Annotated in this window: 26 protein-coding genes and 1 tRNA gene; 9 read left to right on the forward strand and 18 right to left on the reverse strand. The window is 65.1% G+C overall.

The features are described from left to right. Nucleotides 1–9: 9 nt before the first annotated feature. The 10 genes from AB5K84_RS34265 to AB5K84_RS34310 all read right to left on the reverse strand — a co-directional run bounded on the left by AB5K84_RS34265 (nt 10) and on the right by AB5K84_RS34310 (nt 11,448). Nucleotides 10–222, reverse strand: a complete 213-nt coding sequence (locus tag AB5K84_RS34265; protein ID WP_028175381.1) for a hypothetical protein — start codon at nt 220–222, stop codon at nt 10–12. Nucleotides 223–604: 382 nt separating this feature from the next. Continuing rightward, nucleotides 605–2,461, reverse strand: a complete 1,857-nt coding sequence (locus tag AB5K84_RS34270) for a putative bifunctional diguanylate cyclase/phosphodiesterase (RefSeq protein WP_011085375.1) — start codon at nt 2,459–2,461, stop codon at nt 605–607. Nucleotides 2,462–2,717: 256 nt separating this feature from the next. Beyond that, nucleotides 2,718–3,455, reverse strand: coding sequence for a ribulose-phosphate 3-epimerase (rpe, locus tag AB5K84_RS34275; protein WP_011085374.1), 738 nt, complete (start codon nt 3,453–3,455; stop codon nt 2,718–2,720). After that, a complete protein-coding gene (gene cbbX, locus AB5K84_RS34280; protein WP_038965909.1) occupies nt 3,452–4,384 on the reverse strand; it encodes a CbbX protein in 933 nt (310 codons plus the stop codon). Before cbbX ends, rpe begins: the two co-directional genes overlap by 4 nt. A 97-nt stretch (nt 4,385–4,481) precedes the next feature. Next, nucleotides 4,482–4,886 (reverse strand): ribulose bisphosphate carboxylase small subunit, encoded by a 405-nt coding sequence (locus tag AB5K84_RS34285; RefSeq protein WP_011085372.1) that lies wholly within the window; start codon nt 4,884–4,886, stop codon nt 4,482–4,484. A gap of 11 nt (nt 4,887–4,897) precedes the next feature. Further along, nucleotides 4,898–6,358, reverse strand: a complete 1,461-nt coding sequence (locus AB5K84_RS34290) for a form I ribulose bisphosphate carboxylase large subunit (RefSeq protein WP_011085371.1) — start codon at nt 6,356–6,358, stop codon at nt 4,898–4,900. A 31-nt stretch (nt 6,359–6,389) separates the two neighbouring features. Further along, nucleotides 6,390–7,475, reverse strand: coding sequence for a class II fructose-bisphosphate aldolase (fba, locus tag AB5K84_RS34295; RefSeq protein ID WP_011085370.1), 1,086 nt, complete (start codon nt 7,473–7,475; stop codon nt 6,390–6,392). A 12-nt stretch (nt 7,476–7,487) separates the two neighbouring features. Then, entirely contained in the window at nt 7,488–9,506 is a 2,019-nt protein-coding gene (gene tkt / locus AB5K84_RS34300; protein ID WP_011085369.1) for a transketolase, read from the reverse strand. Nucleotides 9,507–9,522: 16 nt separating this feature from the next. Then, a complete protein-coding gene (locus AB5K84_RS34305) occupies nt 9,523–10,398 on the reverse strand; it encodes a phosphoribulokinase (protein ID WP_011085368.1) in 876 nt (291 codons plus the stop codon). Nucleotides 10,399–10,410: 12 nt separating this feature from the next. After that, nucleotides 10,411–11,448 (reverse strand): class 1 fructose-bisphosphatase, encoded by a 1,038-nt coding sequence (locus AB5K84_RS34310; protein ID WP_011085367.1) that lies wholly within the window; start codon nt 11,446–11,448, stop codon nt 10,411–10,413. Nucleotides 11,449–11,567: 119 nt separating this feature from the next. Between AB5K84_RS34310 and AB5K84_RS34315 the strand changes: the two genes are divergently transcribed. Continuing rightward, complete coding sequence (locus tag AB5K84_RS34315) at nt 11,568–12,545, forward strand: LysR family transcriptional regulator (RefSeq protein ID WP_011085366.1); 978 nt, start codon at nt 11,568–11,570, stop codon at nt 12,543–12,545. A gap of 257 nt (nt 12,546–12,802) precedes the next feature. On the opposite strand, the gene AB5K84_RS34320 is transcribed toward AB5K84_RS34315, so the two are convergent. The 5 genes from AB5K84_RS34320 to AB5K84_RS34340 form a co-directional block, all read right to left on the reverse strand. Continuing rightward, nucleotides 12,803–13,012 (reverse strand): hypothetical protein, encoded by a 210-nt coding sequence (locus tag AB5K84_RS34320; protein WP_038965910.1) that lies wholly within the window; start codon nt 13,010–13,012, stop codon nt 12,803–12,805. A 138-nt stretch (nt 13,013–13,150) separates the two neighbouring features. Then, nucleotides 13,151–13,570: a hypothetical protein gene (locus AB5K84_RS34325; protein ID WP_011085365.1), complete on the reverse strand. Its 420-nt coding sequence runs from the start codon at nt 13,568–13,570 to the stop codon at nt 13,151–13,153. 126 nt (nt 13,571–13,696) lie between these two features. Beyond that, the gene (locus tag AB5K84_RS34330) at nt 13,697–14,890 is read right to left on the reverse strand and encodes an MFS transporter (RefSeq protein WP_011085364.1); all 1,194 of its coding nucleotides are present in this window, start codon (nt 14,888–14,890) and stop codon (nt 13,697–13,699) included. A gap of 51 nt (nt 14,891–14,941) precedes the next feature. Next, the gene (locus AB5K84_RS34335) at nt 14,942–15,496 is read right to left on the reverse strand and encodes a TetR/AcrR family transcriptional regulator (protein ID WP_236842199.1); all 555 of its coding nucleotides are present in this window, start codon (nt 15,494–15,496) and stop codon (nt 14,942–14,944) included. Nucleotides 15,497–16,752: 1,256 nt separating this feature from the next. Beyond that, nucleotides 16,753–17,712: an N-carbamoyl-D-amino-acid hydrolase gene (locus tag AB5K84_RS34340; RefSeq protein WP_011085362.1), complete on the reverse strand. Its 960-nt coding sequence runs from the start codon at nt 17,710–17,712 to the stop codon at nt 16,753–16,755. 203 nt (nt 17,713–17,915) lie between these two features. Between AB5K84_RS34340 and AB5K84_RS34345 the strand changes: the two genes are divergently transcribed. From AB5K84_RS34345 to AB5K84_RS34355, 3 genes are all read left to right on the forward strand, one after another. Further along, nucleotides 17,916–18,176 (forward strand): hypothetical protein, encoded by a 261-nt coding sequence (locus tag AB5K84_RS34345; RefSeq protein ID WP_011085361.1) that lies wholly within the window; start codon nt 17,916–17,918, stop codon nt 18,174–18,176. A gap of 210 nt (nt 18,177–18,386) precedes the next feature. Further along, nucleotides 18,387–18,611 (forward strand): hypothetical protein, encoded by a 225-nt coding sequence (locus AB5K84_RS34350; protein ID WP_011085360.1) that lies wholly within the window; start codon nt 18,387–18,389, stop codon nt 18,609–18,611. Nucleotides 18,612–18,815: 204 nt separating this feature from the next. Continuing rightward, nucleotides 18,816–19,142: a hypothetical protein gene (locus AB5K84_RS34355; protein WP_028175643.1), complete on the forward strand. Its 327-nt coding sequence runs from the start codon at nt 18,816–18,818 to the stop codon at nt 19,140–19,142. A gap of 6 nt (nt 19,143–19,148) precedes the next feature. Here AB5K84_RS34355 and AB5K84_RS34360 read toward each other — a convergent pair whose 3' ends face one another. The 3 genes from AB5K84_RS34360 to AB5K84_RS34370 form a co-directional block, all read right to left on the reverse strand. Next, the gene (locus tag AB5K84_RS34360) at nt 19,149–19,859 is read right to left on the reverse strand and encodes an NUDIX hydrolase (protein ID WP_162494067.1); all 711 of its coding nucleotides are present in this window, start codon (nt 19,857–19,859) and stop codon (nt 19,149–19,151) included. Between the two features lie 148 nt (nt 19,860–20,007). Further along, nucleotides 20,008–21,726, reverse strand: coding sequence for a hypothetical protein (locus AB5K84_RS34365; protein WP_157839391.1), 1,719 nt, complete (start codon nt 21,724–21,726; stop codon nt 20,008–20,010). 133 nt (nt 21,727–21,859) lie between these two features. Beyond that, nucleotides 21,860–21,936: transfer RNA gene (locus AB5K84_RS34370), tRNA-Pro, on the reverse strand. Between the two features lie 68 nt (nt 21,937–22,004). Between AB5K84_RS34370 and AB5K84_RS34375 the strand changes: the two genes are divergently transcribed. The 5 genes from AB5K84_RS34375 (at nt 22,005) to AB5K84_RS34395 (ending at nt 26,778) form a co-directional block, all read left to right on the forward strand. Next, on the forward strand, nt 22,005–22,994 hold the full coding sequence (locus AB5K84_RS34375) for an L-threonylcarbamoyladenylate synthase (protein ID WP_011085356.1): 990 nt from the start codon (nt 22,005–22,007) through the stop codon (nt 22,992–22,994). 99 nt (nt 22,995–23,093) lie between these two features. Beyond that, on the forward strand, nt 23,094–24,521 hold the full coding sequence (locus tag AB5K84_RS34380) for an FAD-binding oxidoreductase (RefSeq protein ID WP_011085355.1): 1,428 nt from the start codon (nt 23,094–23,096) through the stop codon (nt 24,519–24,521). Further along, a complete protein-coding gene (locus AB5K84_RS34385) occupies nt 24,518–24,958 on the forward strand; it encodes a GNAT family acetyltransferase (protein ID WP_011085354.1) in 441 nt (146 codons plus the stop codon). Before AB5K84_RS34380 ends, AB5K84_RS34385 begins: the two co-directional genes overlap by 4 nt. A gap of 16 nt (nt 24,959–24,974) precedes the next feature. Further along, complete coding sequence (locus tag AB5K84_RS34390; protein ID WP_038965911.1) at nt 24,975–25,556, forward strand: NUDIX domain-containing protein; 582 nt, start codon at nt 24,975–24,977, stop codon at nt 25,554–25,556. A gap of 292 nt (nt 25,557–25,848) precedes the next feature. Next, nucleotides 25,849–26,778, forward strand: a complete 930-nt coding sequence (locus tag AB5K84_RS34395) for a glycine reductase (protein WP_011085352.1) — start codon at nt 25,849–25,851, stop codon at nt 26,776–26,778. Nucleotides 26,779–26,803 lie beyond the last annotated feature (25 nt).

A 26,803-nucleotide genomic window follows, 5' to 3' on the forward strand; every position in this document is an offset into this window, starting at 1 on the left:
CCGACGCTCTCAAGCCGCAGCGGGGGTCTCCCATCCAGCGGTTGCGGTGGCGTCCTCGTCGCGTTGCACATTGCACGCATCGAAATGCGCCTTCAGCGCGAGTTCGGCGAGGTATTCGAAATGTTCGGCCTGGCCGAGGAGTTCCCAGTTCTGGAGCGGCCGATAGGCCGCCTGCTGGCGACAGAGGGACGCAAGCGCCCGGTAGCGACGTACGTTCTCCATGAGAATCTCCCTCTCGGTCACACCCGGCTTATTTCTCCGGTTTGCGTCAGGGGCATTGCACTTGTGCGAAACATTTTCTGCGCAATGCCGGTCAGTCTCGGGAATGTTAACCTGTGCTGCAACGCGGCCGCTTTGCTTTGGCGCAAACTTTACAATTGTTTGGCGATTGTTCTTGGCACGGCTCAATGCGGACCCAGCCACAAAGTTACGGCATGTGTGAGGCAAAGCACAGCCGGACTTCCTTATCGCGCGTATAAATTTTTGCGTATGGCCGCAAACAAGGTAACGGCGGTACACCAAGGCTACGCGCTCAACGCAGCCTGCGACTTTGGAGCCGCGCGGGCATGGAACCGGCGGCTCATTTCGTTTCTGGCGGCGATGGCTAGGCGTAGAGGCGGCGTTCCACGGTCACGCCGACCAGGTCGAGATAGCGTTCGATCAGGTCGGGACGGCCGACGAGATAGCCCTGCATCTCCTCGCAGGCCTCGCGCGCCAGGAAGGCGCGCTGCGCCTCCGTCTCCACCCCTTCAGCGATGACCGGAATATTCAGCGCGTGCGCGAGGCTCAGGACCGCGCGGACGATCTCGGCCGATTGCGGCGTCGCCTCGAGGTTGGAGATGAAGCTGCGATCGATCTTGATCTTGTCGAACGGAAACGACTGGAGATAGGACAGCGAGGAGTAGCCGGTGCCGAAATCGTCCATCGCAATGCGGATGCCGAGAGCCTTCAACCGCCGCAGCAGGTTGAGCGCGCGGGTAAAATCGCCGATCAGCACGCCCTCGGTGATCTCGACCTCGAGCCGCGTCGGCGCAAGCCCCGTCTCCAGCAGGATCTGGTGGATCGAGCGCTCGAGGTCGCCGGCCTGGACCTGGACCGGTGACAAATTGACCGCGACCTGCAGGGGCCGCGGCCAGGATGCCGCCTCGCGGCAAGCCTCGCGCAGAACCCATTCGCCGATCTGGACGATCAGCCCGTTCTCCTCGGCGAGCGGAATGAACCGGTCCGGCGGCACGAAGCCCCGCGTCGGGTGATTCCAGCGCAGCAGCGCCTCGAAGCCGATGACCTCGCCATCCATTCGCGCCTGCGGCTGGAAGTGGACGAGGAACTGGTTCTGCTCCAGCGCCTGACGCAGATCGTGCTGCAACAGCCTGCGATCGCGCAGTTCCTGGTCCGTCTCGGATTCGAAGAAGCGGACCCTGGCCCTGCCCTCGCGCTTGGCGCGATAGAGCGCGGAATCGGCGTTGGCGAGCAGCGTCGCGGCATCCACGCCGTCATCGGGATAAACGGCGATGCCGACGCTGACGCCGACCTGGGAGAGATAGTCGTCGATCTCGAGCTCCTTGCCTATGACCTCGACCAGGCGCTCGGCGAGCGTCAGCATATCCTCGCGGCGGGCGTTGTCCGGCATCAGGATCATGAACTCGTCGCCGCCGATGCGGGCGACGAAAGCGCCGTCGGCTTCCGCGGCAAGGCGATCCGCCGCCGCCCGCATCAGCATGTCGCCGACGGGATGGCCGAACACGTCGTTGACCTCCTTGAAGCGATCGAGATCGAGGCTGAGCACCGCAAAACTGGTCAACGCCTCCTGCGCCAGCTCCAGCCGTTCGTCCAGCTCCGCGTTGAAGGCGCTGCGGTTCGGCAAGTCGGTCAAGGCATCATGATGGGCAAGATGACTGATGCGTGCCTGGCTCGCGAGCTGCTCGGTGACGTCCTCGATCACACCGACCACGTATTGAGGCGTACCGTTCCCATCCCTGATCAACAGCTTGCGTGAATTGACGACGCGATCGTGACCGTTGACACCAACTTCGAGCAGATGCCCCTCCAGGAACATCGGCTCGCCGGTGTCCACGACCCGGCGATCCTGCTCGTTGACGACGCGGGCGACGTCGGCCGGGAAAATCTCTTCGGGCGTCCTCCCCAGCATCTGCTCACGCGGCAGGCCGTAATAGTCCTCGCCGGCACGGTTGAGCAGGATGTAGCGGGAATCCTTCGCGCATTTCGCAAACACGGCAATCGGGATGTTTTCGACGATGGTGTCGAGGAACTCCCGGGTCCGCAGCAGATCTTGCTCGACCTCATCGTGCGTGTGCGCACTTGCGTCGATGACCCGGTGGCGGTCGCGTTCGTTCGCCTCATAGGCCGCACTGACGAGCTCGCCCAGCTTGACGACATCGACCTGTCCGGTCGCTCCGGTGGCACAGCGAAGCTGCTCGGCGAACAAGCGATGCATGCTCATGCCATCGCCCCACGCCGCGTGCGGGCCTCATGCCCGCAAATATCTTCGATCCGCATCCCCGCGCTCTCTCGCGTTCCTGAACCGCAGATTGAGACACCTAGCATTGCGCGGGCGTTAATCGCACCTTCGCCTCGGACGCGGTGGTTACCCCGACCTGAAGGAATCCGATCACCTTGTGCGGCAGGTTCCGTGGAACCCCGGAGGAAAGTGGCACGCGTTGGCACAACCGACACCCGGGGTGCACGGCTCCCGTAGTCTACCGGAGGCGCGCGCTTTCGCCGGCGCGCATCGGCTGCACCGAAATATCCTGCAGCTTCGAAACCCGGCCGGCCTCGGCGGCGACGCGAATGGCCGCGATGTTGCCGGCGTAGTCGGCGCTGCTCTTGCCGCGGAACACCGCGGAACCAGCTACGAGCGTATCGGCACCCGCGGCGGCTACAGCAGCTGCGTTCTCGCGCGTGATGCCGCCATCGACCTCGAGCCGGATCGGCCGGTCGCCGATCACGGTTCGAATGCGCTTGATCTTTTCAAGCTGGGACTCGAGGAAGGACTGGCCGCCAAAGCCCGGATTGACCGTCATCACCAACACCAGATCGATACGGTCGAGCACGTATTCGATCGCGCCTTCCGATGTCGCCGGGCACAGGCTGACGCCGGCCTTTTTCCCGAGCGCACGGACCGCCTGCAGTGTGCGGTCGAGATGCGGGCCCGCTTCGGCATGAACGGTGATGACATCGGCCCCGGCCTTCGCGAACGCATCGAGATAAGGATCGACCGGCGCGATCATGAGATGCACGTCGAAGACCTTCTTCGTCACCGGCCGGATCGCCTTGATGACGTCGGCGCCGAAGCTGATGTTCGGGACGAAATGTCCGTCCATGACATCGCAATGGATCCAGTCGGCGCCGGCCGCGTCGATGGCCGCGATCTCCTCGCCGAGACGGGCGAAGTCTGCAGCCAGGATTGAGGGGGCGATAAGAATCTCGCTGGTCATGGCTTTGCACTCCGCACGTCGGCCCCGCCGCTGAAGACGCGGCTCGCCAGCACGTCCACGGGGTCGATGGTTTCGAGGTCGGAAATGTCGAGCACCCGGTCGAGATCGCACACCAGGCGATCGGCCTGCCGCAACCGCATGCGATCGACGGCATTGCGGATCGAGCGGGCGTTGGAGAAGAACGGCTGGGTCCGCCGCAGCGCGATGTATCTCTCAAAGGCCTCGCGCGCGGTCGCCGAGAAGCGATAGCCGCGCTCCTTCAGCATCAGCTCGGCAATGACGAGCAGCTCGGCTTCCGCATAGTCCGGAAACTCGACGTGGTGGGCGATGCGCGAACGGAAGCCGGGATTGGAGGCGAAGAAGCTGGTCATTCGCTCGCCATAGCCGGCGAGGATCACGACGAGATCCTCGCGCTGGTTCTCCATCACCTGAAGCAGGATCTCGATCGCCTCCTGACCGTAGTCGCGCTCATTGTCCGGCCGGTGCAGATAATAGGCCTCGTCGATGAACAGCACGCCGCCCATCGCCTTCTTCAAGATCTCCTTCGTCTTCGGCGCAGTGTGGCCGATATACTGGCCGACGAGATCGTCACGCGTCACGGAGATCACCTGACCGCGCCGCACGAAACCGAGCCCGTGCAGGATCTTCGCCATGCGCAGCGCCACGGTGGTCTTGCCGGTGCCGGGATTGCCGGTGAACGACATGTGCAGCGTCGGCGGTGCGGAGGCGAGGCCCGCACGCTGCCGGATGCGCTCGATCAGCAGAAGCGAAGCGATCTGGCGCACACGGTTCTTGACCGGCCGGAGGCCGACCAGCTCCTGCTCGAGCTGCTGCAGCGTATCCGTAATCCCGGCCGCTTCGGCTTCCTTGCGGAGATCGAAATTGGTCTCGCCGCCTTCGGCGGTCGTAGCATGGGGCACGTCAAGCATCGGCACCTCGAAGAAAAGAGCTTCGCCGCGGGGAGGCGGCGAAGCAGTGGTCCGCCAAGGAAACGGAGCAGGGAGAGCTCCGCGCGGAAACGGATGATCAGGACACGTGTGCGGGAGCCTTTCGCACGGTGGTGTAGCGGATTGCGCGTCCCCCCACTTCCTGGCGCACCAGCTCGAATTCGGCTTCCTGCGGCGGCCGGTTGACGAGGAAGGAGATTCGCACCGACTCCCAGCCAGGGCTGGAATCGAAGCCACTGATGCGGATGTAGCGGTCGCCATACACCCTGCGGCACTCCGCGAGCTCCATCATCACGCCGGCGGCGTCCTGGAGGTCGAACATCGGCAGGCCCCACATCTCCCAATAGGTGTTGCGGGGATGCGGATCGTCAGTGAACTCGATGTTCACCGCCCAGCCCTTGGCGAGGCAATACTGCACCTGCTTATAGATCTGGTCGTCGGTCAGATCGGGTAGGAACGAGAAGCAGCCCTGGGTCAGTTTCATGTCTCATCTCCTCAAACGGTTTCCAGCGCCGTTGGCACGAAGTCCGGCGTGTCGGTGGACTGGTAGTTGAAGGTCACGTCCTTCCAGACCTCGAGCGCGGACTTGAGCGGCGTGCAGGTCTGGGCCGCCTTGGCCAGGATCTCCGGGCCTTCGTGGACGTAGTCGCGCCCCTCGTTGCGGGCGAGGATCATCGCTTCCAGCGCCACGCGGTTGGCGATCGCGCCGGCCGCGATCCCCATGGGATGGCCGATCGTGCCACCGCCGAATTGCAGCACGACGTCCTCGCCCAACAGATCGAGCAGCTGGTGCATCTGGCCGGCATGGATGCCGCCGGAGGCCACCGGCATCATCTTGTTCAGGCTCGCCCAGGACTGGTCGAAGAACAGGCCGTGCTCGAGCTTGGTCGGATTGAAATCCTCGCGGCAGACATCGTAGTAGCCACGCGTGGTGTTGGGATCGCCTTCGAGCTTGCCGACCACCGTGCCGGCATGGATGTGATCTACCCCGGCGAGCCGCATCCATTTGGCGATGACACGGAACGACACGCCATGGCTCTTCTGCCGCGTATAGGTCGAGTGGCCGGCGCGATGCAGATGCAGGATCATGTCATTGCGCCGGGCCCACTTGGCCATCGACTGGATCGCGGTGTAGCCGATCACGAGGTCGATCATGACGATGCAGGATCCGAGCTCCTTCGCGAACTCCGCACGCTCGTACATGTCCTCCATCGTTCCCGCGGTGATGTTGAGGTACGTGCCCTTCACCTCGCCCGACGCCGCCTGTGCGCGGTTCACGGCCTCAATGCAATAGAGGAAGCGGTCGCGCCAATGCATGAAGGGCTGCGAGTTGATGTTCTCGTCGTCCTTGGTGAAGTCGAGCCCGCCCTTCAGCGCCTCGTAGACCACGCGGCCATAGTTACGCCCCGAAAGCCCGAGCTTCGGCTTCACGGTTGCGCCGAGCAGCGGCCGGCCGAACTTGTCGAGTCGCTCGCGCTCGACCACGATGCCGGTCGCCGGCCCCTGGAACGTCTTCACATAGGCGACGGGGAATCGCATGTCCTCGAGCCGCAGCGCCTTCAACGGCTTGAAGCCGAACACGTTGCCGATGATCGAGGCCGAGAGGTTGGCGATCGAGCCCGGCTCGAACAGGTCGAGGTCGTAGGCGATGTAGGCGAAATACGAGCCCGGCGTGCCCGGCACCGGATCGACGCGATAGCATTTCGCGCGATATTTCTCCGCGGCCGTCAGGCGATCTGTCCACACCACCGTCCAGGTCGCGGTCGAGGACTCGCCGGCAACCGCAGCGGACGCCTCGATCGGATCGACGCCCTCCTGAGGCGTGACGCGGAACAGCGCGATGACGTCGGTGTCCTTTGGCGTGTAGTCGGGCTCCCAATAGCCCATGCGCTTGTATTCCATGACGCCCGAGCGATAACGCTCCTTGCCGCGAACCGTGCCGGTATGTGCATTCATGACTCTCTCCTGTTCTTCTCTCTCTGAATGACTAGGCGGCGACTGACTCTCGGGCATCGACGCGCGGATCGAGCTCGCCGGCGCGATAACGCCGCGCCATCTCGCTCAGGGGAACGACCTTGATCCTGCCGGCGTGGCCCGCGGTGCCGAACTGTTCGAAGCGCTCGCGGCAGAGGTCGCGCATCGCGTCCATCGCGGGTTTGAGGAATTTTCGCGGATCGAACTCATTGCGACTTTGCGCCGCGACCTTGCGGAACACGGCAGTCATCGCCAGGCGACAGTCGGTGTCGATATTGACCTTGCGCACACCGCTCTTGATGCCGCGCACGATCTCCTCGACCGGCACGCCCCAGGTCTGCGGCATCTCGCCGCCGAACTGGTTGAACATGTCCTGGAGCGGCTGCGGCACCGAGGACGAGCCGTGCATGACGAGATGCGTGTTCGGCAGCCGGCGGTGAATCTCCTCGACCACCCGCATCGCCAGGATATCGCCATCGGGCTTGCGGCTGAACTTGTAGGCGCCGTGCGAGGTACCCATCGCGATGGCCAGCGCGTCCACTTTGGTGGCGCGGACGAAATCGACGGCCTGGTCGGGATCGGTCAGCAGCTGGTCGTGGCTGACCTTGCCCTCGACGCCGTGACCATCCTCCTGCTCGCCGCCGCCATGCTCGAGCGAGCCGAGCACGCCGAGCTCGCCTTCGACCGAGGCGCCGACCCAATGGGCGAGATCGACGACGCGGCGGGTGATCGCGACGTTGTAGTCGTAGTCGGCCGCGGTCTTGGCGTCGGCTTTCAGCGAGCCGTCCATCATCACCGAGGTGAAGCCGTGCGCGATGGCGGACGCGCAGGTCGCCTCGTCATTGCCGTGGTCCTGGTGCATGCAGAGCGGGATGTCCGGGTAGGTCCGCTCCAGCGCGTCGATCATGTGCGAAAGCATGAGATCGCCGGCATAGCTGCGCGCGCCGCGCGAGGCCTGGATGATCACGGGCGCATCGACCTCGGCGGCCGCCTGCATGATCGCGATGCCCTGCTCCATGTTGTTGATGTTGAACGCCGGCACCGCGTAGCCGCAGGTAGCGGCGTGATCGAGCAGTTGGCGAAGGGTGATACGGGCCAAGGGTCGTCCTCCTTATTGGCTCTTGCGGGCGATCGCCCGGCGGGCGGCTTCCGCAATGCTTTGCGGGGTGATGCCGAATTCGCGATACAGCACCGGCGCCGGCGCCGAGGCGCCGAAGCCGCGCATGCCGACGAATTCACCGTCGGCGCCGATCCAGCGCGGCCAGTCGCCGAGCACGGCCGCCTCGATCCCGACACGCGGCGCGGTGCCGAGCACGGTGGCGCGATAATCCTCCGGCTGCTCCTCGAACAGCGCGAGGCAGGGCGCCGAGACGACGGCCGCGCGAATGTGCTCGGTCGCGAGCAGGCGGGCGGCTTCCAGCGCGATCGAGACTTCCGAGCCGGTCGCCATCAGCGTCACATCGCGGCCGCCGTCCGGCGAGACCACGAGATAGGCACCGCGCGCAACTCGGTTTCTGCCGCGCGCATCGCTGCGGAACGTCGGCAAGGCTTGCCGCGACAGGCAGAGCACGGAGGGACGATGCTCCGCCGCTAGGGCGCAGTCCCAGGCCTCGAGCGTCTCCACCGCGTCGGCCGGGCGGAACACCAGGAGGTTCGGGATCACGCGCAGCGCGGCGAGATGCTCGACCGGCTGGTGCGTCGGGCCGTCCTCTCCGAGACCGATGGAGTCGTGCGTCATCACGTGGATGACGCGCAGCCGCATCAAGGCGGCAAGGCGGATCGCCGGCCGGCTATAGTCGGAGAACGCCAGGAACGTGCCGCCATAGGGAATGAAGCCACCGTGCAGCGCGAGGCCGTTCATCGCAGCGGCCATGCCGTGCTCGCGGATGCCGTAGTGGATATAGTCGCCGGCGAACGCGCCGCGCGTGACCGGAGTCTGCGGCTTGGCATGGGTCAGGTTCGAATGGGTCAGGTCCGCCGAGCCGCCGACGAGGCCCGGAATTGTCCCGGCGATGCCGTCGAGCACCTGTTGCGAGGCCTGCCGCGTCGCGAGCTTCGGCCGCTCGCTCGCAAAGCGTTCGCGTAACTTCGCCGCGGCCAGCGCATAGGCGGCCGGCAGAGCGACGACCTTGCCTTCGACGAACAAATCGCGCTGCTCGGGCGTCGCACTCTCGTAACGATCGAGCCAGGCGAGACGTTCGACCTGCCCGCGCTGTCCGATCATGCGCCACGCCTTGAGGATCGGGATCGGCACCACGAACGGCTGATAATCCCAGCCGAGCGTTCGGCGCGCCGCCGCCGTCTGCTCGGTGCCGAGCGGCGCGCCATGGGCCTTCTCGGTGCCCTGCCGGTCCGGGGCGCCATAACCGATGACGGTGCGGCAGGCGATCAGCGACGGTTTTGCGGTCTCGCGCTCTTCGGCGATCGCCTGCGCAACGGCTTCGGGATCGTGCCCATCGACGCGGCGCACCGACCAGCCGGAGGCGGCGAAGCGCGCGAGCTGGTCGTCCGATGTCGCAAGCGACGTCGGCCCGTCGATGGAGATGCCGTTGTCGTCGAACAGCACGATCAGGCGGCCAAGCCGGAGATGGCCGGCAAGCGAGATCGCCTCCTGGCTGATGCCTTCCATCAGGCAGCCGTCACCCGCGATGACATAGGTGAAGTGGTCAACGAGCCCATCGCCATACCGCGCATTGGCCATGCGCTCGGCGAGCGCCATGCCGACGGCAGTGGCAATCCCCTGCCCCAGTGGCCCCGTCGTGGTCTCGACGCCCGGCGTGTGACCATATTCGGGGTGGCCCGGCGTCTTCGAGCCCCACTGCCGGAACGCCTTGATGTCGTCGAGGCTGACAGCGCCGCCGGTGAGATGGAGCAGCGCATAAAGCAGCATTGAGCCATGGCCCGCGGAAAGCACGAAGCGATCGCGGTCCGGCCAGCTCGGGTGCGCCGAGTCGAACTTCAGGAAACGCGAGAACAATACGGTCGCGACATCGGCCATGCCCATTGGCAGGCCGGGATGGCCGGACTGCGATGTCTCGATGGCATCGACCGCGAGGAAGCGGACGGCGTTGGCGAGATCGTTATGCGCGACAGCCGTAACGTCGGCTTCGGCATGGACGGAGATGTTCATCGAATTCTCCCCTTGTTCACTTCAGGTTTCGCTTGCGCTCGATCAGCTGCATGATCAGCGGCGTCAGGATCAGCTGCATCGCGAGATCAAGCTTGGCGCCGGGACACACGATCGAATTCGCGCGCGACATCCAGCTGTGCGGCAGCATCGAGAGCAGATAGGGAAAGTCGATGCCGCGCGGGTTCTTGAAGCGGATCACGACCATCGATTCGTCCGGCGTCGGAATCCAGCGCGCGACGAACGGATTGGAGGTGTCCACGGTCGGCACGCGCTGGAAATTGATGTCGGTCTCGGTGAATTGCGGACAGATGTAGTGAATGTAATCCGGCATCCGCCGCAGAATGGTGTCGGTGACGGCCTCGGTCGAATAGCCCCGCGCGCTGCGATCGCGGTGCAGCTTCTGGATCCATTCGAGATTGATGACCGGCACGACGCCGATCTTGAGGTCGGCATAACGCGCGACGTTGACCTTGTCGGTGACGACGGCGCCGTGCAGGCCTTCGTAGAACAGCAGGTCCGAATTCTCCGGCAGCCGCTCCCATTCCGTGAAGGTGCCGGGAGGCGTGCCGTGCAGCGCAGATTCCTCGGCATCGTGCACATAGTGTCGCGTCACCGCCGTGCCGGTCTCGCCGTAGTCGCGGAAGGCACGCTCCAGCTCCTCGAACAGATTGGTCTCGGGGCTGAAATGGCTGAAATGCCTGTTGCCGCGCTCGGCCTCCTTCGCCATCTGCGTGCGCATCTCGGCGCGGTCGTAGCGATGGAAGGCGTCGCCCTCGATGTAGACGGCATTGACCTTCTCGCGGAAGAATATCTGCTCGAAGGTCTTCTTGACCGAGGTGGTGCCCGCGCCGGAGGAGCCGGTGATGGAGATGATCGGATGCTTCCTGGACATGGGACGCCTCGCTTACAGCCGGAAGAAGCCGCGCCGCGCGAACAGCGGCGCTGAGATGCTGGCAACCAGCAGCGGATCGCAATGCAGCTCCTCGACGCGCCGCACCTCGTTGCTCGAGCCCATGATCAGCGGCACGCGCTGGTGCAGGCTTTGCGCTGACAGGTCGAGGATGCGCTCGCGTCCGGTCGAGGCCGAGCCGCCGGCCTGCTCGATGATGTAGGCCATCGGATGCGCCTCGTAGGTGAGGCGCAGGCGGCCGTCGCCATAGCCGGGCCGCGCGTCCGAGGGATAGAGGAACACGCCGCCGCGGGTGAGGATGCGATAGGCCTCCGCGACCAGCGAACCGACCCAGCGCATGTTGAAATCGTGATTGGCGGGGCCTTCGACGCCGGCGAGGCATTCGTCGATGAAGGCACGCACCGGAGGATCCCAATGCCGGCGATTCGACGCGTTGATCGCGAACTCCTCGCCCGCCTCGGAGATCTGGATGGCGCTGCGCGCGAGGCGAAAGCAGCCGGCCTTGCGGTCGAGCGTGAAGATGTCGACGCCGTCGCCGAGCGTCAGCACCAGCGAGGTCTGCGGACCGTAGGTGACGAAGCCCGCCGCGAACTGTGCCGAGCCGCGCTGATGGAAGGCGAGCGCGAGATCGTCGGGCGCGGGCAGAATCGAGAAGATCGTGCCGACGGTCATGTTGATGTCGATGTTGGAGGAGCCGTCGAGCGGATCGATCGCAACGCAGATCCTGGCCGCGCGGTCGCCGATCTGCGGCTCGCGCATCTCCTCCGACGCCAGCGCTGCGATCGACAGCTTGCCGAGACAGCGGCGCAGGATCGCGTCCGCCTGCACGTCGAGATCGCGCTGGACGTCGCCGTCGCTGTTGCGGCCCGTGGTCAGGCCCGAGGCGTCCGCGAGATCGCCGGCGCCGATGAGGTCGGCGATCTCGATCGCCGCCGCCGCGATGGCATCGACCGCGGTCGCCACCGCCAGCGCGTGGGGTGCGGTCTCCGAGTACCGTTGAAGGTGGTCGTCCAGCCTGAGTTGCCCGGTCATCTGCGTCCATCCCCTGGCCGGCGCCGCATCCATTTCCCTCCCCGGTGGAGGTCGATGCGGTCGGTCCCGGCATGAGGAGATTGACAGGGGAAGCTTAATAAGGAAAATTTCTATTCATAATGAGCGCCAAAGAATTTTCTTATAATGGCCCCAGCCATGCGGCGGCCCAGCTCCGGCATCTGACGATCCGGCAGCTTCGCTCGCTCGCGGCGCTTTCGGCCAAGGGCAGCGTGACGGCGGCCTCCGGCCATCTCGGCCTGACGCAGCCGGCTGTGACCCAGCAGTTGCGCCAGCTTCAGGACCTCGCCGGCCTGCCTTTGGTGCAGCGGACCGGCGACGGCATGCTGCTGACGGAAGCCGGCAAGGAGGTTCTGGCGCTCGCCGAGCGCGTCGAGGCCGCGATCATGGACTGCCAGGGCGCGCTCGACCTGCTCGCGGGGCGAACCGGCGGCACCGTGCATCTCGGCGCGGTCTCGACCGCGAAGTATTTCGTCCCGCATGCGATCGCGGCTTTCACCAAGCGGTACCCGAAGATCGAGATCAGGCTCACCATCGGCAATCGCGAGGAGATCCGCGAGGCCATGCACGGCTACGACCTCGATTTCGCGGTGATGGGTCGGCCACCGGCCGACGTCAGCGTCGACGTCCGTCAGCTCGGACGCAATCCGCACATCATCGTCGCGCGCAAGGGGCACTGGCTGGAGAAGGATTCCGGCCTCAGCCTGACCGACCTCGTGCACGAGACCTTCCTCACCCGCGAGCCGGGTTCGGGCACGCGCACGCTGATGGAGGGCATGTTCCAGAAGTCGGACCTCGAGCCGGTCATCGGCATGGAGATGAGCAGCAACGAGACCATCAAGCAGGCGGTGATCGCCGGGCTCGGCATCGCCTTCATCTCGGCCCACACCGTGGCGCACGAGCTTGCCGAGGGCCGCCTGATCGTGCTTGACGTCGCCGGCCTGCCGATCGTGCGGCAATGGTACGTGATCCGCCGCAGCGACAAGGTGCTGCTGCCGCCGGCGCAGGCGATGTTCGATTTTCTGGGCTCGGAAGGGTCGAACTATCTGCCCGACGTGCCCGAGTTCGGCGAGCGCTAGCTCGCCGATGCTCAGCCCATCAGCTTCATTGCGATCGTCGCCGCGAGGATGACGATGATCTGAAGCAGGCGCTCTGTCGTGAAGATACGGTTGAAGGTGGTCATCGCTCGCCCCCGGCCGACGTGAAGGAGATCCGGGCGACTGGCTATCATGTGCGGGCGCCGGGGTAACCCCGTAGTCGCCACGGGTTCCGCTGCCGAATGAAGCCAGCGATCGCCGATGTTCGTCGCCGGTCTGCTTGCGGCGATGGTTAACGATCAGGCCGCGCGCGGAGCGGCGCGATCCATGTGCGTGGCGAAATAGGCTTCCAGCTCCGACAGCGCCCGCGCTTCCCAATCCCTCGCCTGCTCCAGCAGCGACCAGCTCTGGCCCGGGCGGAATGCAGCGGTCTGGCGATAGAGCGATGCGATGCCGCGATAGCGGCGCACGTTCTCCAAGATGGCGTGTCCGTTGATCTGGCCGTTCATGTCCGAAAACTCCCTCGTCATTCCCGGGGGAGAAATTGCGGCCAAATCTTTTTCGAAAAGTTAGCGGCGCGCGGCAAGCTTGCGAATGGTTGCCGGACTGTTGCGCGCGCGCAACGTGGGCGCGAGCGCATCGCCGATTTATTGCGAATTCGTTGCCGCGCTCTCGCCCGAACGCTTCAGCCCGCCGCGGTTGACGATCGTCATCGTCTCCCGGCAGAGATCGGCAAGGCCGATCAGGAGCACGGCGAGGAGGCAGAACAGGTTGATGGAATCGGTGTTTGCGCTGGTCAGCGCATTGAACTCGAAGAAGGGCGGCATGAACGCCCACCACACCAGCGGAATGGTGAGCAACGCGGCGAACGCCGCCGCCGGCGCGCCCGCGACAAGTCCGAGCACGAACAGGCCAGGCAGGAACGCCGCGAAATAGAGTTTTGCGCCGAGCGCGACGCAGATGCCCTGAAACACCGCCGATAGTCCGACGACGACCAATCCCAGCAGAAACGCCTGCCACGACCATGGCCGTACCCACGGTACGCCAAACAGCCCCGCACGCCTCATCAGCCTCCCCCTGCCGCCCGTTAACCGGGCCCGCTTGCGACCAAAGTACTACAGCGGCAGGGAAATCGCGAGGCGGAAAACGCATGCCCGGGCGTTTGGTAAACGCCGCATCGCACCATCCCGCCGCTACTCCGTGGCCGCATAGAGCAGGCCCGCGACGGGCAGAGCGAGGCCGATTCCCGATGCGAGCGCCCAGCCGCCTTGCGCGAAGGCCCAGGCGCCGACCGCGGAGCCGGCCGCGCCGGCCGCGAAGAACGTCGCCATGTAGAGGCCGTTGAGGCGGCTGCGATGCTCGTGCCCGAGCGCGAAGATGGCGCGGAAGCCGAGCACCACGTTGCCCTGGACGCCGATATCGATGGCGATCGCGGCCACGACCAGGCAGGCGAGGTTCAGCATCGAGCCGGCCGCGCCGATATAGGTCACCAGGAAGCCCGCGGCCGCCAGCAACATCGCAATCAGCGTCGCGATGCGGCTATGGCCGCGATCGGCGAGCCTCCCCGCGATTGGCGCGGCGAACACGCCGGCGACACCGGCCAGCGCGAACAGCGCGATGCCGCGCTGGGAGAAGCCGAACTCGGAGGCGAGCTGGAGTGGTGCGACCGTCCAGAACAGGGTGAAGCAACCGAACAGGCTCGCCTGGTAGAGTGCGCGCCGCCGGAGCAGCGGCATGGTGCGCACCAGATGCGGCATCGACAGCAGCAGCGTGCCGTAATGCATGCGCGCCACCGGCTTGCGCGTCGGCAGCACCATCCAGAGCACGGCTGCGAGCACAATCATCAGCGCCGCGGAGGCGAAGAACACCGCATGCCATGACGAGGCCGCCGTGACGAAGCTCGACACCGGGCGCGCCAGCATGATGCCGAGCATCAGGCCGGTCGAGACGTTGCCGACGACGCGGCCGCGGATGGCCTCCGGCGCCAGATGCGCCGCATAAGGAATGATGATCTGCACCGCGACCGAGCCGAGCCCGATGAACAGCGCGGCGATCAGGAACGGCAGGGCGTGCGTCGCGAACGCGGCTGCGAGCAGCGCCACGGCGCCGAGCGTGATGACGGAGCAAATCAACGTACGGTTCTCGACGAGATCGCCGAGCGGCACGATGAAGAGCAGCCCGGTGCCGTAGCCGATCTGCGTCATGGTGACGATCAGCCCGGCGGCGGCGTGCGACAGGCCCAGCGCGGCGCTGATCGGGGCGATCAGCGGCTGGGCATAGTAGATGTTGGCGGCGACCATGCCACAGGCCGCGGCAAGCACGAAGGTCAGGCGCTGCGACACCGCATCCGGTTCGGGCGCGGTCTCGATGGTGGCATTCATCGTCATTTACACGGTCTCCAGAGATTGGGAACGATCATTCCCTAATATGACAAGAATTCAGGCGAGCAGCTTCATCGCGACGCCGACGAGGCGCGTCCCGTCGAGCGGCAGGCGCGCCTTGCCGACGACGCGCATTCCTTGCGTGATGCAGATCATCAGCCGCGCGGTGTCGTCGGCCGCTACATGGCGGGGAATCGAGCCGTCGGCCTGCCCCTCGCGAATGAGGCCGGCGATGAAGTTCTCGTTGGTCGCGAGCTGCGCATTGACGCGGGCGCGGACCGCAGGATCGACCGCGGAGAGCTCGACCGCGCTGCCGACCACGATGCAGCCGCGGCGCCCCTCGCTGCCCTGGGAGTGCTCGACATAGGACAGCAGCACATGGCGCAGCCGCTCGCGGCCGTTCACACCGCGCGCGGCCGCGCTGCGGGTCTGCTCCCGGCGCACCGTGGCGTAGCGCTCGAAGGCGGCAAGGAACACGGCGTGCTTGTCGCGAAACGCCTTGTAGACGCTGCCGGTGGCAAGCCGCATCGCGGCAGTGAGGTCACCGATCGAGGTGGCATGATAGCCGCGCTCGCAAAACACCCGCACCGCCCCGTCCAGGGCGGTGTCCATGTCAAACTCCCGGGGACGACCGGGTGGTTGAGCAATGGCTTGCGATCGGCGGGCGGATTTTTGCATTGCGGGATAATAGGGAATGGTTGTTCCCTAATCAAGACACCTGGTTGTGATTGGGGGGACCTGCCGCGTGCCGTTACCAGTCGCTTGCTCAACGGCGCGGTTGCGCCACTGAGCGCGCATCTCCGGCGACAACGGCTTCGCTGTTGCGCGGGGGTGACAGTGATGAAATGGCGCACGTCCGCCTCCACATCGTCATTGCGAGCGCAGCGAAGCAATCCAGAGTCTTTCCGCGGAGGGATTCTGGATTGCTTCGCTGCGCTCGCAATGACGGAGCAAGGGGCATCGTCGTCATCCTCTAACTCGCATCTCAACTCGCAGACGCGCCTTCGCATCCTCGCGGCGCATTTCGCCCGAGCTTTGCCTCGTCGCTCCACACTCTTGAGCCAAGAGGGCGCAGGGAAGGCAGGGTGCCGGCTGGCACCCGCGGTCCGCTGCGCGAAGATGTAGCGCAAAAGAACCGCACAGCAGCATACAGGTGTAGCCAATCACTCGGCCTTCCCTGCGCAGTGGTTGGACGGCTTATGCCGTGCTCTCCCGGGAGCCGAGTTCGTTCTGGCCTCCCTCACCCCAGCGAAATTCACCGGCGCCGCGCCGGTTGACGCGACTGCCGCATCCGCCAAGGCTTGACCGTAGCAACGACGGCCAGGACCACACGGTTTTGCCGTACGCACGGCCCGCCATTTCGCCGCAGTTTTCCCAGCCCTGTCGACGGAGCCGGAGACTTACAGACGAGACGAACCTGACAGCGCCGCTCATCCAGCACGAAGTTCTGGGCTCACGGAGAGCAATCCGCCCTGCCCTTGGCCTCGCACCCGACGCTGCCGCGTCCACCGCAAGCCCGGCTCGCGAAACGTGACGACACAAGATCGCCCCTCAAGGATGAGCCGGGATGGGCGAGACGTACGCCATTTCCGAATTTCGGTAAAGTGGAATATTTTAGCGAAGGCGGGTTGACAGCTTCGCAGGTGTTTTGCCCGTCGGGCAACCGTGACGCTCCGCGGATCTGGGAAGCGCTCAACTCAACCGTCGTCCTGGCGAAAGCCAGGACCCATACCGCGAGGTTTATCGATTTAAGGCAGTATTAGTCCCGCCCAACCAGTCTTCGCCAAACTTCTCCCTGTGGTAATGGGTCCTGGCTTTCGCAAGGACGACGCGGGAGAGACGGAAACGCAAGACAACGGGCGGGAGCATCACCCCTTCGTCGGCACTTGTGTCCCATCCGCCATCGTCGTCACGCCCTTGCGTTCGACGATCATCCCGTAGGCGCGGGGCTGGCGGTGGACGTCGAAATTGAAGGTGGTGCGCTTGTAGGAGTTGCAGAGATCGAGGTCGCAGCGCGCCAGCGCGATCTCGTCGCCCTTGGTCGTGCACGCCGCGACGATCTCACCCGAAGGTGCGATGATGCAGCTGCCGCCGATGTGGTCGACGCCCTCCTCGATGCCGGCCTTGGCGACGCCGACCACGAAGGTGCCGTTCTGGTAGGCGCCGGCCTGCATCACCAGGTGATTGTGGAACAGCGAGAGATCGTCGTGCTCGGGCGCAGGCGGATTGTGCACCGGCGTGTTGTAGCCGATCATCACCATCTCGACGCCCTGCAGGCCCATCACCCGGTAGGTCTCGCTCCAGCGGCGGTCGTTGCAGATCGCCATTCCCATCACGCCGCCGAAGGCATTGGTCACGCCAAAGCCGCTGCCGGGCTCGAAGTAGCGCTTTTCCAGATGCTGAAATTCGCGCCATGGCTCATGCTCGGCATGGCCGGGCAAATGAACCTTGCGGTATTTCGCGACGATCGCGCCGCTCTTGTCCACCAGAATGGAGGTGTTGTAGCGCCTGGCGACGCCGGCCTCGACCGTCAGCTCGGCATAGCCGAGGTAAAACCCGATACCGATCTCGCGCGCGAGGTCGAATAGCGCTTGCGTCTGCGCCCCCGGCATCTCGCGCTCGAAGAAGGCGTCGATCTCCGCCTGGTCCTCGAAATACCAGCGCGGAAAGAACGTGGTCAGGGCGAGCTCGGGATAGACGATCAGGTCGCAGCCGTTGGCCCGCGCCTGGCGCATCAACGCCATCAGCCGCGCCACGACCTCCGTCCTCGTCTCAGCTCGGGCAATCGGGCCAAGCTGGCCGGCCGCGATAGTCACAAATCTCGCCACGCGTCGTTCCTTCGTTCTCTTTCGGAATCACGTCGAGGCAGACCCTAACGCGCGACGCGTCACGCGCACAGCCTCGCTGTCCGGCACGATGCCCAACGACAAGGCAGGCCTTCGCCCTCGGCCGGCGCGCTGGCACTCTCCTTGCTGCTCTTCCGCCAATCCCTCAGACCCGCAGTGGGCCTGTTTCATAGTGAGGCGATCATATGCAGCCGACGTCCCGTTTCGAAGCGACTATCCCGACACAGCTCCACGCCCTGATCTCCGATCTGCGTTGGCGCGCGCAATTGCTCGACGCCGACATTCTGGAGGAAGAGCGGAAGGCCGGAATCTCCGATCCAAAGAATCTCGCCTACCCGATACTCGCGCAGAACCTGAGAGCCCGGCGCGACAACCTCCAGGTGAGCATCGCGATCCTGGAAAGCCGCATTGAAAAGCGATCAACCGACTGGCCGCACGCCGCCTGACGCGAACAGTGCCGGGCCCGACCAGGCAACGCCACGGCATATGCAGGAGGGCGCGGGCTATGGGCGGTAGCACTGTCCGCGCCGGTCGACGCGCAGGAACGCGCGTTGCCCTTTTGCAACGGTTCCCCACGGTCTGAAGCCGGACAAAAGAAACTCCCATTCCAGCCACGAACCCCGCTCACAACGCCGTGAGACTACAGGGGAACTACGATGCGTGCACAACGCGTTTGGAAAGTGAACGGGGCCGCCAGCATCGGGCAGCTCCAATCCAGACTGGACGATCTGAACAAGCGCCTCAGTCAGCTCGAAAGCCAGCATCCTGAGAGCTGGAAGGTCGAAGAGCTGAGATCAAGCGCACTCAGCCTGTCGCGCGAGATCGACGACATCCGCTGCGCCGAGGCGACCGCGGCATTGAGCGAATTGCTGCGGAAGTAGGCGGGACAGCGGCGATTCGGTGGGGCGTTGGGAACCAACATCCGCCGCCGCCATTGCCATGCAGAGCATGGAGCAAAATCATGACCAGGCACCTGACGCGAGCCCATCTCGCGCGCGGCGTGGCCGGCGCGGTTTCCACGCTGGTCCTGTGCGCGACGGCAGCATTCACCATCGCGCACCACTTCGCGCTGTGAGGGATCTCGCATGACGTCGGAGCCCGAGGAATCGGTGAGGCTGCAAGGTTTTGGCGAGATGACGTTGCGCACGGCGATCGCGACGCTGATGGCGCTCGCGCCGCGCGAGCGATCGGAGGCCGCCATCTTCCGCGTCCGCGACGGCTCGCGTCTGGCCGCGAGCGAGATCGCCGACCTCGCGTCGGATTGGGGCATGACGCCGATCGCCGAAGTCAGGTCTCCAAGGCTGGTCCCGGAGCAGCACTGGCCGGACATCGTCCGCAGCATGGTGCGCGAGGCGCCGCTGCCGTCGCTGATGGTGGCGTTCCTGGTGGGCGTGCTGGTGGCGCGGCGGTAGCGAGCATCATCGAGAAGTGCTGTGCGTCGACAGCCTGCTCCAGATCCCGATTGCCTCGAGCGTGTAGCTGTCCTTGATCTCACGCGACAGGATTTTCGACCAGATCATATCGGCCGGCATCAACAGAGTTCGGGTAATGACCTCGCGGATCTCGGGAGATCGCTCCCGGCGGCCGACGACCGAGGCGTGCACGATGTGGACCTCGTTGTCCATCAGGCCGGTATCCGTCAAGACGGTTCCGATCAGCCGAGGCTCGGCACCGAGATAGCCGGTCTCCTCCTCCAACTCCTTCAAGGCATTGGCCTCCAACCCGATCCCCGGCTCGGCAAATCCGCGCGGCAGCTCCAGCATGAGCCGTCCGAGCGCATGACGCTCCTGCTCGACCATCACGATGTCGCCGACATTCCCAAGCTTCGGGTCGGCAACCGTGGCCACCACCACGACATTGTGCCCACCCAGCAGTTGACCGCGCGAGACGATCCGAAAATAAGGATGGACGATCGTGGCCGGGCCTTCGCCCACCTCGACCAGATCGACAAGCACGAGCACGTAGTCGTTGGAGAAGGTAAGCCCGAGCGCGACACCATGCTCGCGCGCGTAGCTCTCCAGGCGGGCACGGTCGAGCACGAGCCGCCGATATCGGCGCGGCTCGAAGAGCCGGGGGTATTCGGCGAGCGCCTCGAAATAGGCCTCGATGCCGGCTGCTGGATCGAGCATCATTTCCCCTGGTCAACGATAAAGATTGATACGGGCCTGCCGCTGCCACCAGCCGGCCAGTGAACCACGATCACGGTCGAGCCGCTTCTTGTCGTTTTGGCGGCAATGCCTTGCCCGCCGCCCGCCTTCCCGCGCGTCGCGCCGCAATTCAATCGTCCCGATCCTTGACCTCAAGTCCGCCGCCCTGCTGGTCGGGACGCAATTGATCGCCCGTCGGCGCAATCTCGGTCCCCTCGAACGACAGCCGGCTACGAACCTCCCGAGCGATCTTTGCGGCGGTTTCCGCCCAGATTTTACCCTGAAAGACCGGCTGCTTGATTTCATACTTCAACCCGCCTCCCTCGAGATAGACGACCGCGTGAGCGACGAGAGGCACCATCCCTCGCGACAGCGAGTGTTCGCTGACCGGATCCTCGGGCAGATGTGGCAAGCCAAACGCGTGGCCGGCTTCCGAGGCGACCATTTCGAAAATGCCCAGCGCACTCAGTCGAACCTCCCAACGCTCAGTGGCTTCGCGGAGGCGACTGTCGCGCTGGATCTGGCCTAAACGCTCGACGACGTTGCCCAGCGAACCGGAGACGCGCCGAATGGACTCCAGGGGATCCTGAACAAACTTCTGCTCCGACATCGGCCGCTTGTTGTCCGGCAGATTCTCGACAGCGATCTGATGATGCAACGCCCATATCGGATCGTTCCGGACTGCCACGATGTCGTCCAGGCTCACCGAACCAATGTCGGTCAATTGAACGGCTTTACTGGCGATGTCCAGACCGACCCCGGCGACAGCCATCATGAGATCCTGCAACTCCTTCTCGTCCACCTCCTTGATACCCTCCGTGAGCTCCTTGATCTCCTGCAAACACTCACGGCTGGTCGACCCCTGGGACGTAACAACATAGCGGTTGAGAACATCCGGCAAATTGACGTTGTACTTGAGGTCCGCGAGCGCCTTGATCTGCATGGCCAGCGGCTTCTTGAGATCAAAAACCAGGTGGTCCTTGTGCAGGCCGCCGACGCAGACGAACTCGTGATAGATTTCCTTGCGTTTGACCGGGCGGCCGGTCTCGTCCTGCACCCGATTGGCAAAGTCGCGCATATTCTTGAGCATCTGCCTGATGCTCTCGTCATCGAATGTCGAAAGCGAGAAGTCGTTGCGAAGCAGATCAGGCCTGAGATCGTCGATCGTCTTGAAGAAACCTCCAAAGCGCTTGGAAATGTGATCGGTGATCAGGGTCCCGTTTCGCTTGTCGTCCCAACTCAATCGCAGCTTGTTGGTACCCTTCGCCTCGGCCTTGACCCAGTAGTCCTCGACATCGCGGGACAGGTCCGTGCCCTTGAAGTCCGAGAGCTGCCGCTCGTCGTAGAGGAATGGGATGATTGCGCGTTCCTGCACGAGTCTTTCGAACGATTCCGCCTCCGAATCTCCGCCGAGATAGAGCTCCTTGACCGCCTCATTGTGGAGAAGGTACGCGCGATTGACCACCACCGAACGCAGCGTGAGCAGCGCCTTGAAGAACTCCATCTTCATCGCCGGCTGTATCCGCTTGGCGTAGTCGGAAAGCGGCTTTTCACTTTCTGCAGCTTCCTGGGCGATATCCGGCGGGGCCCACTGATCGTCAAGGCATTGGGCAATGCCGGAAAGCTGGTCCAAATTGTTGGGGGTCAATTCCATGGCGCAATGCCTTAAGAAGAAAAAAAACAATGCGTAATGTGTATTACAAAATGAATGCCAGCTTAAGTTGAACTTTTCGGCAGCCGAAGAAGCCGGAGCGAATCCTGCTCCAACGACACCATTCGCGTTCGTGAACCTTGCGACGCGCTTCACGCCATCAAGGCGCTGGCCGGCGGGACGAGCTTTGCGAGCCATGCCGCGCGCACAGACGGCCCTGCTTGGGCCAAATCGGCCGTGGACCCGCCCCGAAAATCGTTGCAAAAAGGCGCTCCCGAGGCGCCGGCGGCCGGTCCGCCAAGCCTCTGGAAAACGGTAACTTTTGAAAGAATGGTCGGAGTGGCAGGATTCGAACCTGCGACCCCTGCGTCCCGAACGCAGTGCTCTACCGGGCTGAGCCACACTCCGACAAGAGGTCGGCTTATAGCGTCGGGTTTGGCGCACCGCAAGCGGCCGAGTTGAGGAATTTTATCCCTGTGAAAACGGGTCTTGAAACGCTGATTTTACCGGCTGGCGATGCCGCCGCCAGGGCCGCCGCCCGGACGCTGGCCGCCGGGGGGCTGGTCGCGTTTGCGACCGAGACGGTCTACGGGCTCGGCGCGGACGCCGCCAATGCCACCGCGATCGCCCATCTCTATGCCGCCAAGGGGCGGCCGGCCTTCAATCCGCTGATCGCCCATGTCGCCGACATTACCGCCGCGCAGGCCATTGGCCGGTTCGACGCGCGCGCCTTGAAGCTGGCGGAGGCGTTCTGGCCGGGGCCGCTGACGCTGGTGGTGCCGAAGACGGACGGCTGCCCGGTGGCGGATCTCGCCACCGCGGGCCTCGACACCGTCGCGATCCGGATTCCCGCCCACCCGGTGGCGCAGGCGATCCTGCGCGCCTTTGGCGGGGCCGTGGTGGCGCCGTCCGCCAATATCTCCGGCCACGTCTCGCCGACGCTGGCCGCCCATGTCGAGAGCGACCTTTCCGGGCGAATCGACCTGATCGTCGACGGCGGGCCGGTCGCGGTTGGCGTCGAATCCACCATTGTCGGCTGCCTCAACGCGCCGATGCTGCTCCGGCCCGGCGGACTGTCGCGCGAGCGGATCGAGGCCGTGCTCGGCGCAGCCCTGGCGCGGCCGCCGGCCGAGGCCGGGAGCGACGACAGCCAGCCGCTGGCGCCGGGCATGCTGGCCTCGCATTACGCGCCGCGCGCCAATGTGCGGCTCAATGCGCGCGAGGTGGCGCCGGGCGAGGCGCTGCTGGCGTTCGGGCCTTCACGCCTGCCCGGCCTTGACGCCGCAGCGGCCGTCATGAATTTGTCGCCCACCGCTGATCTCGATGAAGCCGCCGCCAACCTGTTCGGCTATCTTCGCGCCCTCGATGCGAAGGGGCCACGGGCGATCGCGGTGATGACGATTCCCGAAGACGATCTGGGCGAAGCGATCAATGACCGGCTGCGCCGGGCTGCGGTGGCGAGATAGCGCATGATCCGGACCCGAAGGGCCGCGTTAGCGCAAAGCGTGTAGCGGTTTTCCGATAAGATCATGTGCAAGAGATAAGAGCGAAGTAGAGACGAGACAATGAACATCAACAAGCCTGCCACTCCTCCGCTTGCGCCCGAGCTGATCGAGCAATTCCGCAAGATCGTCGGCGAGCGCCACGCGATCACGGATGCGGCCGACATCGAGGCCTATGTCACCGAGGAGCGCAATCTGTTCCACGGCCGCTCGCCGCTGGTGCTGCGTCCGGGCTCGACCGCTGAAGTCTCCGAAATCTGCAAGCTCGCCTCCGCGCACAGAATCGCGCTGGTGCCGCAGGGCGGCAACACCGGGCTCGTCGGCGGCCAGACCCCGCACAATGGCGAGGTCGTGGTGTCGCTGCGTCGGCTGGACAAGATCCGCGAGGTCGATACCGCCTCCAACACCATGACTTGCGAGGCCGGCGTGGTGCTGCAGATCGCGCAGCAGAAGGCATCCGACGTGGACCGACTGTTTCCGCTCTCGCTCGGCGCGGAAGGAAGCTGCACCATCGGCGGCAATCTCTCGACCAATGCCGGCGGGACCGCCGCGCTCGCCTATGGCGTCGCGCGCGAGATGGCGCTGGGGCTGGAGGTCGTGCTCGCGGACGGGCGCGTGCTCAACGTGCTGTCGAAGCTGAAGAAGGACAACACCGGCTACAATCTGCACAACCTCTTCATCGGTGCGGAAGGCACGCTCGGCATCATCACGGCGGCGACGCTGAAGCTGTTTCCGAAGCCGCGGGCGGTCGAGACCGCCTTCGTCGGGCTGAAGTCGCCGGCCGCGGCGCTCAAGCTGCTGACGATCGCGCAGGGCGAAGCCGCCAATGCGCTGACGAGCTTCGAGCTGCTGTCGGAGATGGCGGTCGACTTCTCGGTCCGCCACGGCATCGACGTGCGCGATCCGCTTGCAGAGAAGCATCCCTGGTACGTGCTGATGGAATTGTCTTCGCCGGGCGACGATGCCCGCACGCCGCTGGAAACGATCCTGACCCGCGCGATGGAGGAGGGGATCGTCGACGACGCCGTGATCGCGGCCAACCTCAGCCAGCGCAACGGCTTCTGGAAGCTGCGGGAGGAGATGTCGTCGGCGCAGAAGCCGGAGGGCGGCTCGATCAAGCACGACATCTCGGTGCCCGTCGCCGCCGTGCCCGCCTTCATCGACGAAGCCAATGCCGCCGTGGTGAAGCTGATCCCCGGCGCGCGGCCGGTGCCGTTCGGCCATCTCGGCGACGGCAACCTGCACTACAATATCAGCCAGCCGATCGGCGCCGACACCGCGGACTACCTGGCGCGCTGGCACGAGATGAACGCGGTGGTGTTCGAGATCGTGCTGCGCATGGGCGGCTCGATCTCGGCCGAGCACGGCATCGGCGTGCTCAAGCGCGACGAGCTGCCCGAGGTGAAGGACAAGACCGCGATCGAGCTGATGCGCGCCATCAAGGCAATGCTCGACCCGCTCGGCATCATGAATCCGGGGAAGGTGCTGTGAGCGTCTCACTTACGATCGATGCGGTCAGCGACGCCGACGTCGAGCCGGTCGTCGCGCTGTGGCAGCGCTGCGGCCTGACGCGGCCCTGGAACGACCCGCATGCCGACATCGCGCTGGCGCGGCGGCGCGACAACTCGACCGTGCTGATCGGCCGTGAGTCCGGCGCGATCGTCGCCACCGTGATGGTCGGCCATGACGGCCACCGCGGCTGGGTCTATTACGTCGCCGTCGACCCCGATGGCCGCAAGCGCGGTTTTGGCCGGGCGATTATGGCGGCGGCCGAGGACTGGCTGCGCCAGGCCGGCATCGCCAAGCTCCAGCTCCTGGTCCGCCGCGAGAACGCGCAGGCCAACGCGTTCTACCAGTCGCTGGGCTTCGAGGAATCCACCTCGTTGATGTTCCAGAAGTGGCTCGACGGCCGCGCTTCGACTCCCTAGCTCCCGGAAAACAGCCATGACCATTTCCGACCGCGTCCGCATCAAGGACGTTCGCGTGCTCTCGGATAACTGGACTCCCCTGAAGAGCACGACGTTCGAGTACCGGCGCGCCAACGGCGAGTGGCAGACGCAGCACCGGGAAACCTATGAGCGCGACAACGCCGCCGCCGTGCTGCCCTACAATCGCGCGCGGCGCACCGTGATCCTGGTGCGCCAGTTCCGCCTGCCGGTGTTCATCCGCGGCTACGACGATCTCCTGATCGAGGCCGCGGCCGGCGTACTGGACGATGCCTCTCCCGAGGTGCGCATCCGCGCCGAGGCCGAGGAGGAAACCGGCTATCGCCTGCACCACGTCCACAAGGTGTTCGAGGCTTTCATGAGCCCGGGCGCGGTGACCGAGAAGCTGCACTTCTTCGTCGCCGAATACGAACCGGAGATGCGCGTCAGCGACGGCGGGGGCCTCGAGCACGAGGGCGAGGACATCGAGGTGCTGGAGCTTGGCATCGACGAAGCGCTGGCGATGATCGCCGACGGACGGATCATCGACGCCAAGGCGATCATGCTGCTGCAATATGCGGCGCTGCATCTGTTCAGGTAGGTGCTGTCTTCACCTCGCCCCGCTTGCGGGGAGAGGTCGATCGCGAAGCGATCGGGTGAGGGGGAGCCTCCGCGAATCCAACTCTCACCATCCTCGCGGAGGCTCCCCCTCACCCCAACCCTCCGAGCGCGAGCGGAGCTCGTCGCGGCCCCGCAAGCGGGGCGAGGGAGCGCACCTGCCGCGCTGCGAGCCATCGCGGCAAGCAATTCTGGCCTGCGCCGCCCCTCCCCCTGTTGAGCTCACAGCCGACTATCTCTAGTCTGGCTCTCAACAAGAACCAGGAGACGCGCCCATGTCCGCTTCGCGCGACGACGAATTCGGCTTTGCGCCCGACTACGACTCCCCCGTCCCCTACATGCAGCGCACCCGCGACTATTACGCGGCGATCGGCTACACCACGCCGTACCGCTGGGCACATCATGTCGAGGCGCCGTTCCAGCCGCTGAAGAAACCGCTTTCACAATCGCGCGTCACCATCATCACCACGGCTGCGCCGTACGATCCCGCCAAGGGCGACCAGGGGCCGGGCGCAGCGTACAATGGCAGCGCGAAATTCTACCAGGTCTATGACGGCGACACGTCGAAAGCGCACGATTTGCGCATCTCGCACATCGGCTACGACCGCAAGCACACCTCGGCGACCGACAGCGGCACCTGGTTTCCGCTGCCGCAGCTGTTGAAGGCATCCGCCGCGGGCCGGATCGGCGAAGTGGCTCCGCGCTTCTTCGGCGCGCCGACCAACCGCAGCCATCGCGTCACCCTCGACACCGACGCGCCGGAGATTCTGGCGCGCTGCCTTGCCGACAAGGTCGATGTCGCGGTGCTGGTGCCGAACTGCCCGGTCTGCCACCAGACCACCGCGCTGGTGGCGCGGCATCTGGAGCGGAACGGCATTCCGACCGTGATCATGGGCTGCGCCAAGGACATCATCGAGCACGCCGCCGTGCCGCGCTTCCTGTTCTCCGACTTCCCGCTCGGCAATTCCGCCGGCAAGCCGCACGACGTCACCTCGCAGGCGCAAACGCTCGAGCTCGCACTCAGGCTGCTCGAGACCGCGAGCGGTCCGCAGACGACGATGCAGTCGCCGCTGCGCTGGAGCGAGGACGCCTCCTGGAAGCTCGACTACAACAATGTCGCGCAGCTCTCGCCTGAAGAGCTGGCGCGCCGCCGCGCCGAATTCGACAAGCAGAAGGAGATCGCGCGCGGCAACCGCGCCGCCTGACGTCCTCCGGCAACCAAAACAAAAA

The sequence above is a fragment of the Bradyrhizobium sp. 1200_D9_N1_1 genome (assembly GCF_052075915.1).
GTDB classification, from domain to species: Bacteria; Pseudomonadota; Alphaproteobacteria; order Rhizobiales; family Xanthobacteraceae; genus Bradyrhizobium; species Bradyrhizobium diazoefficiens.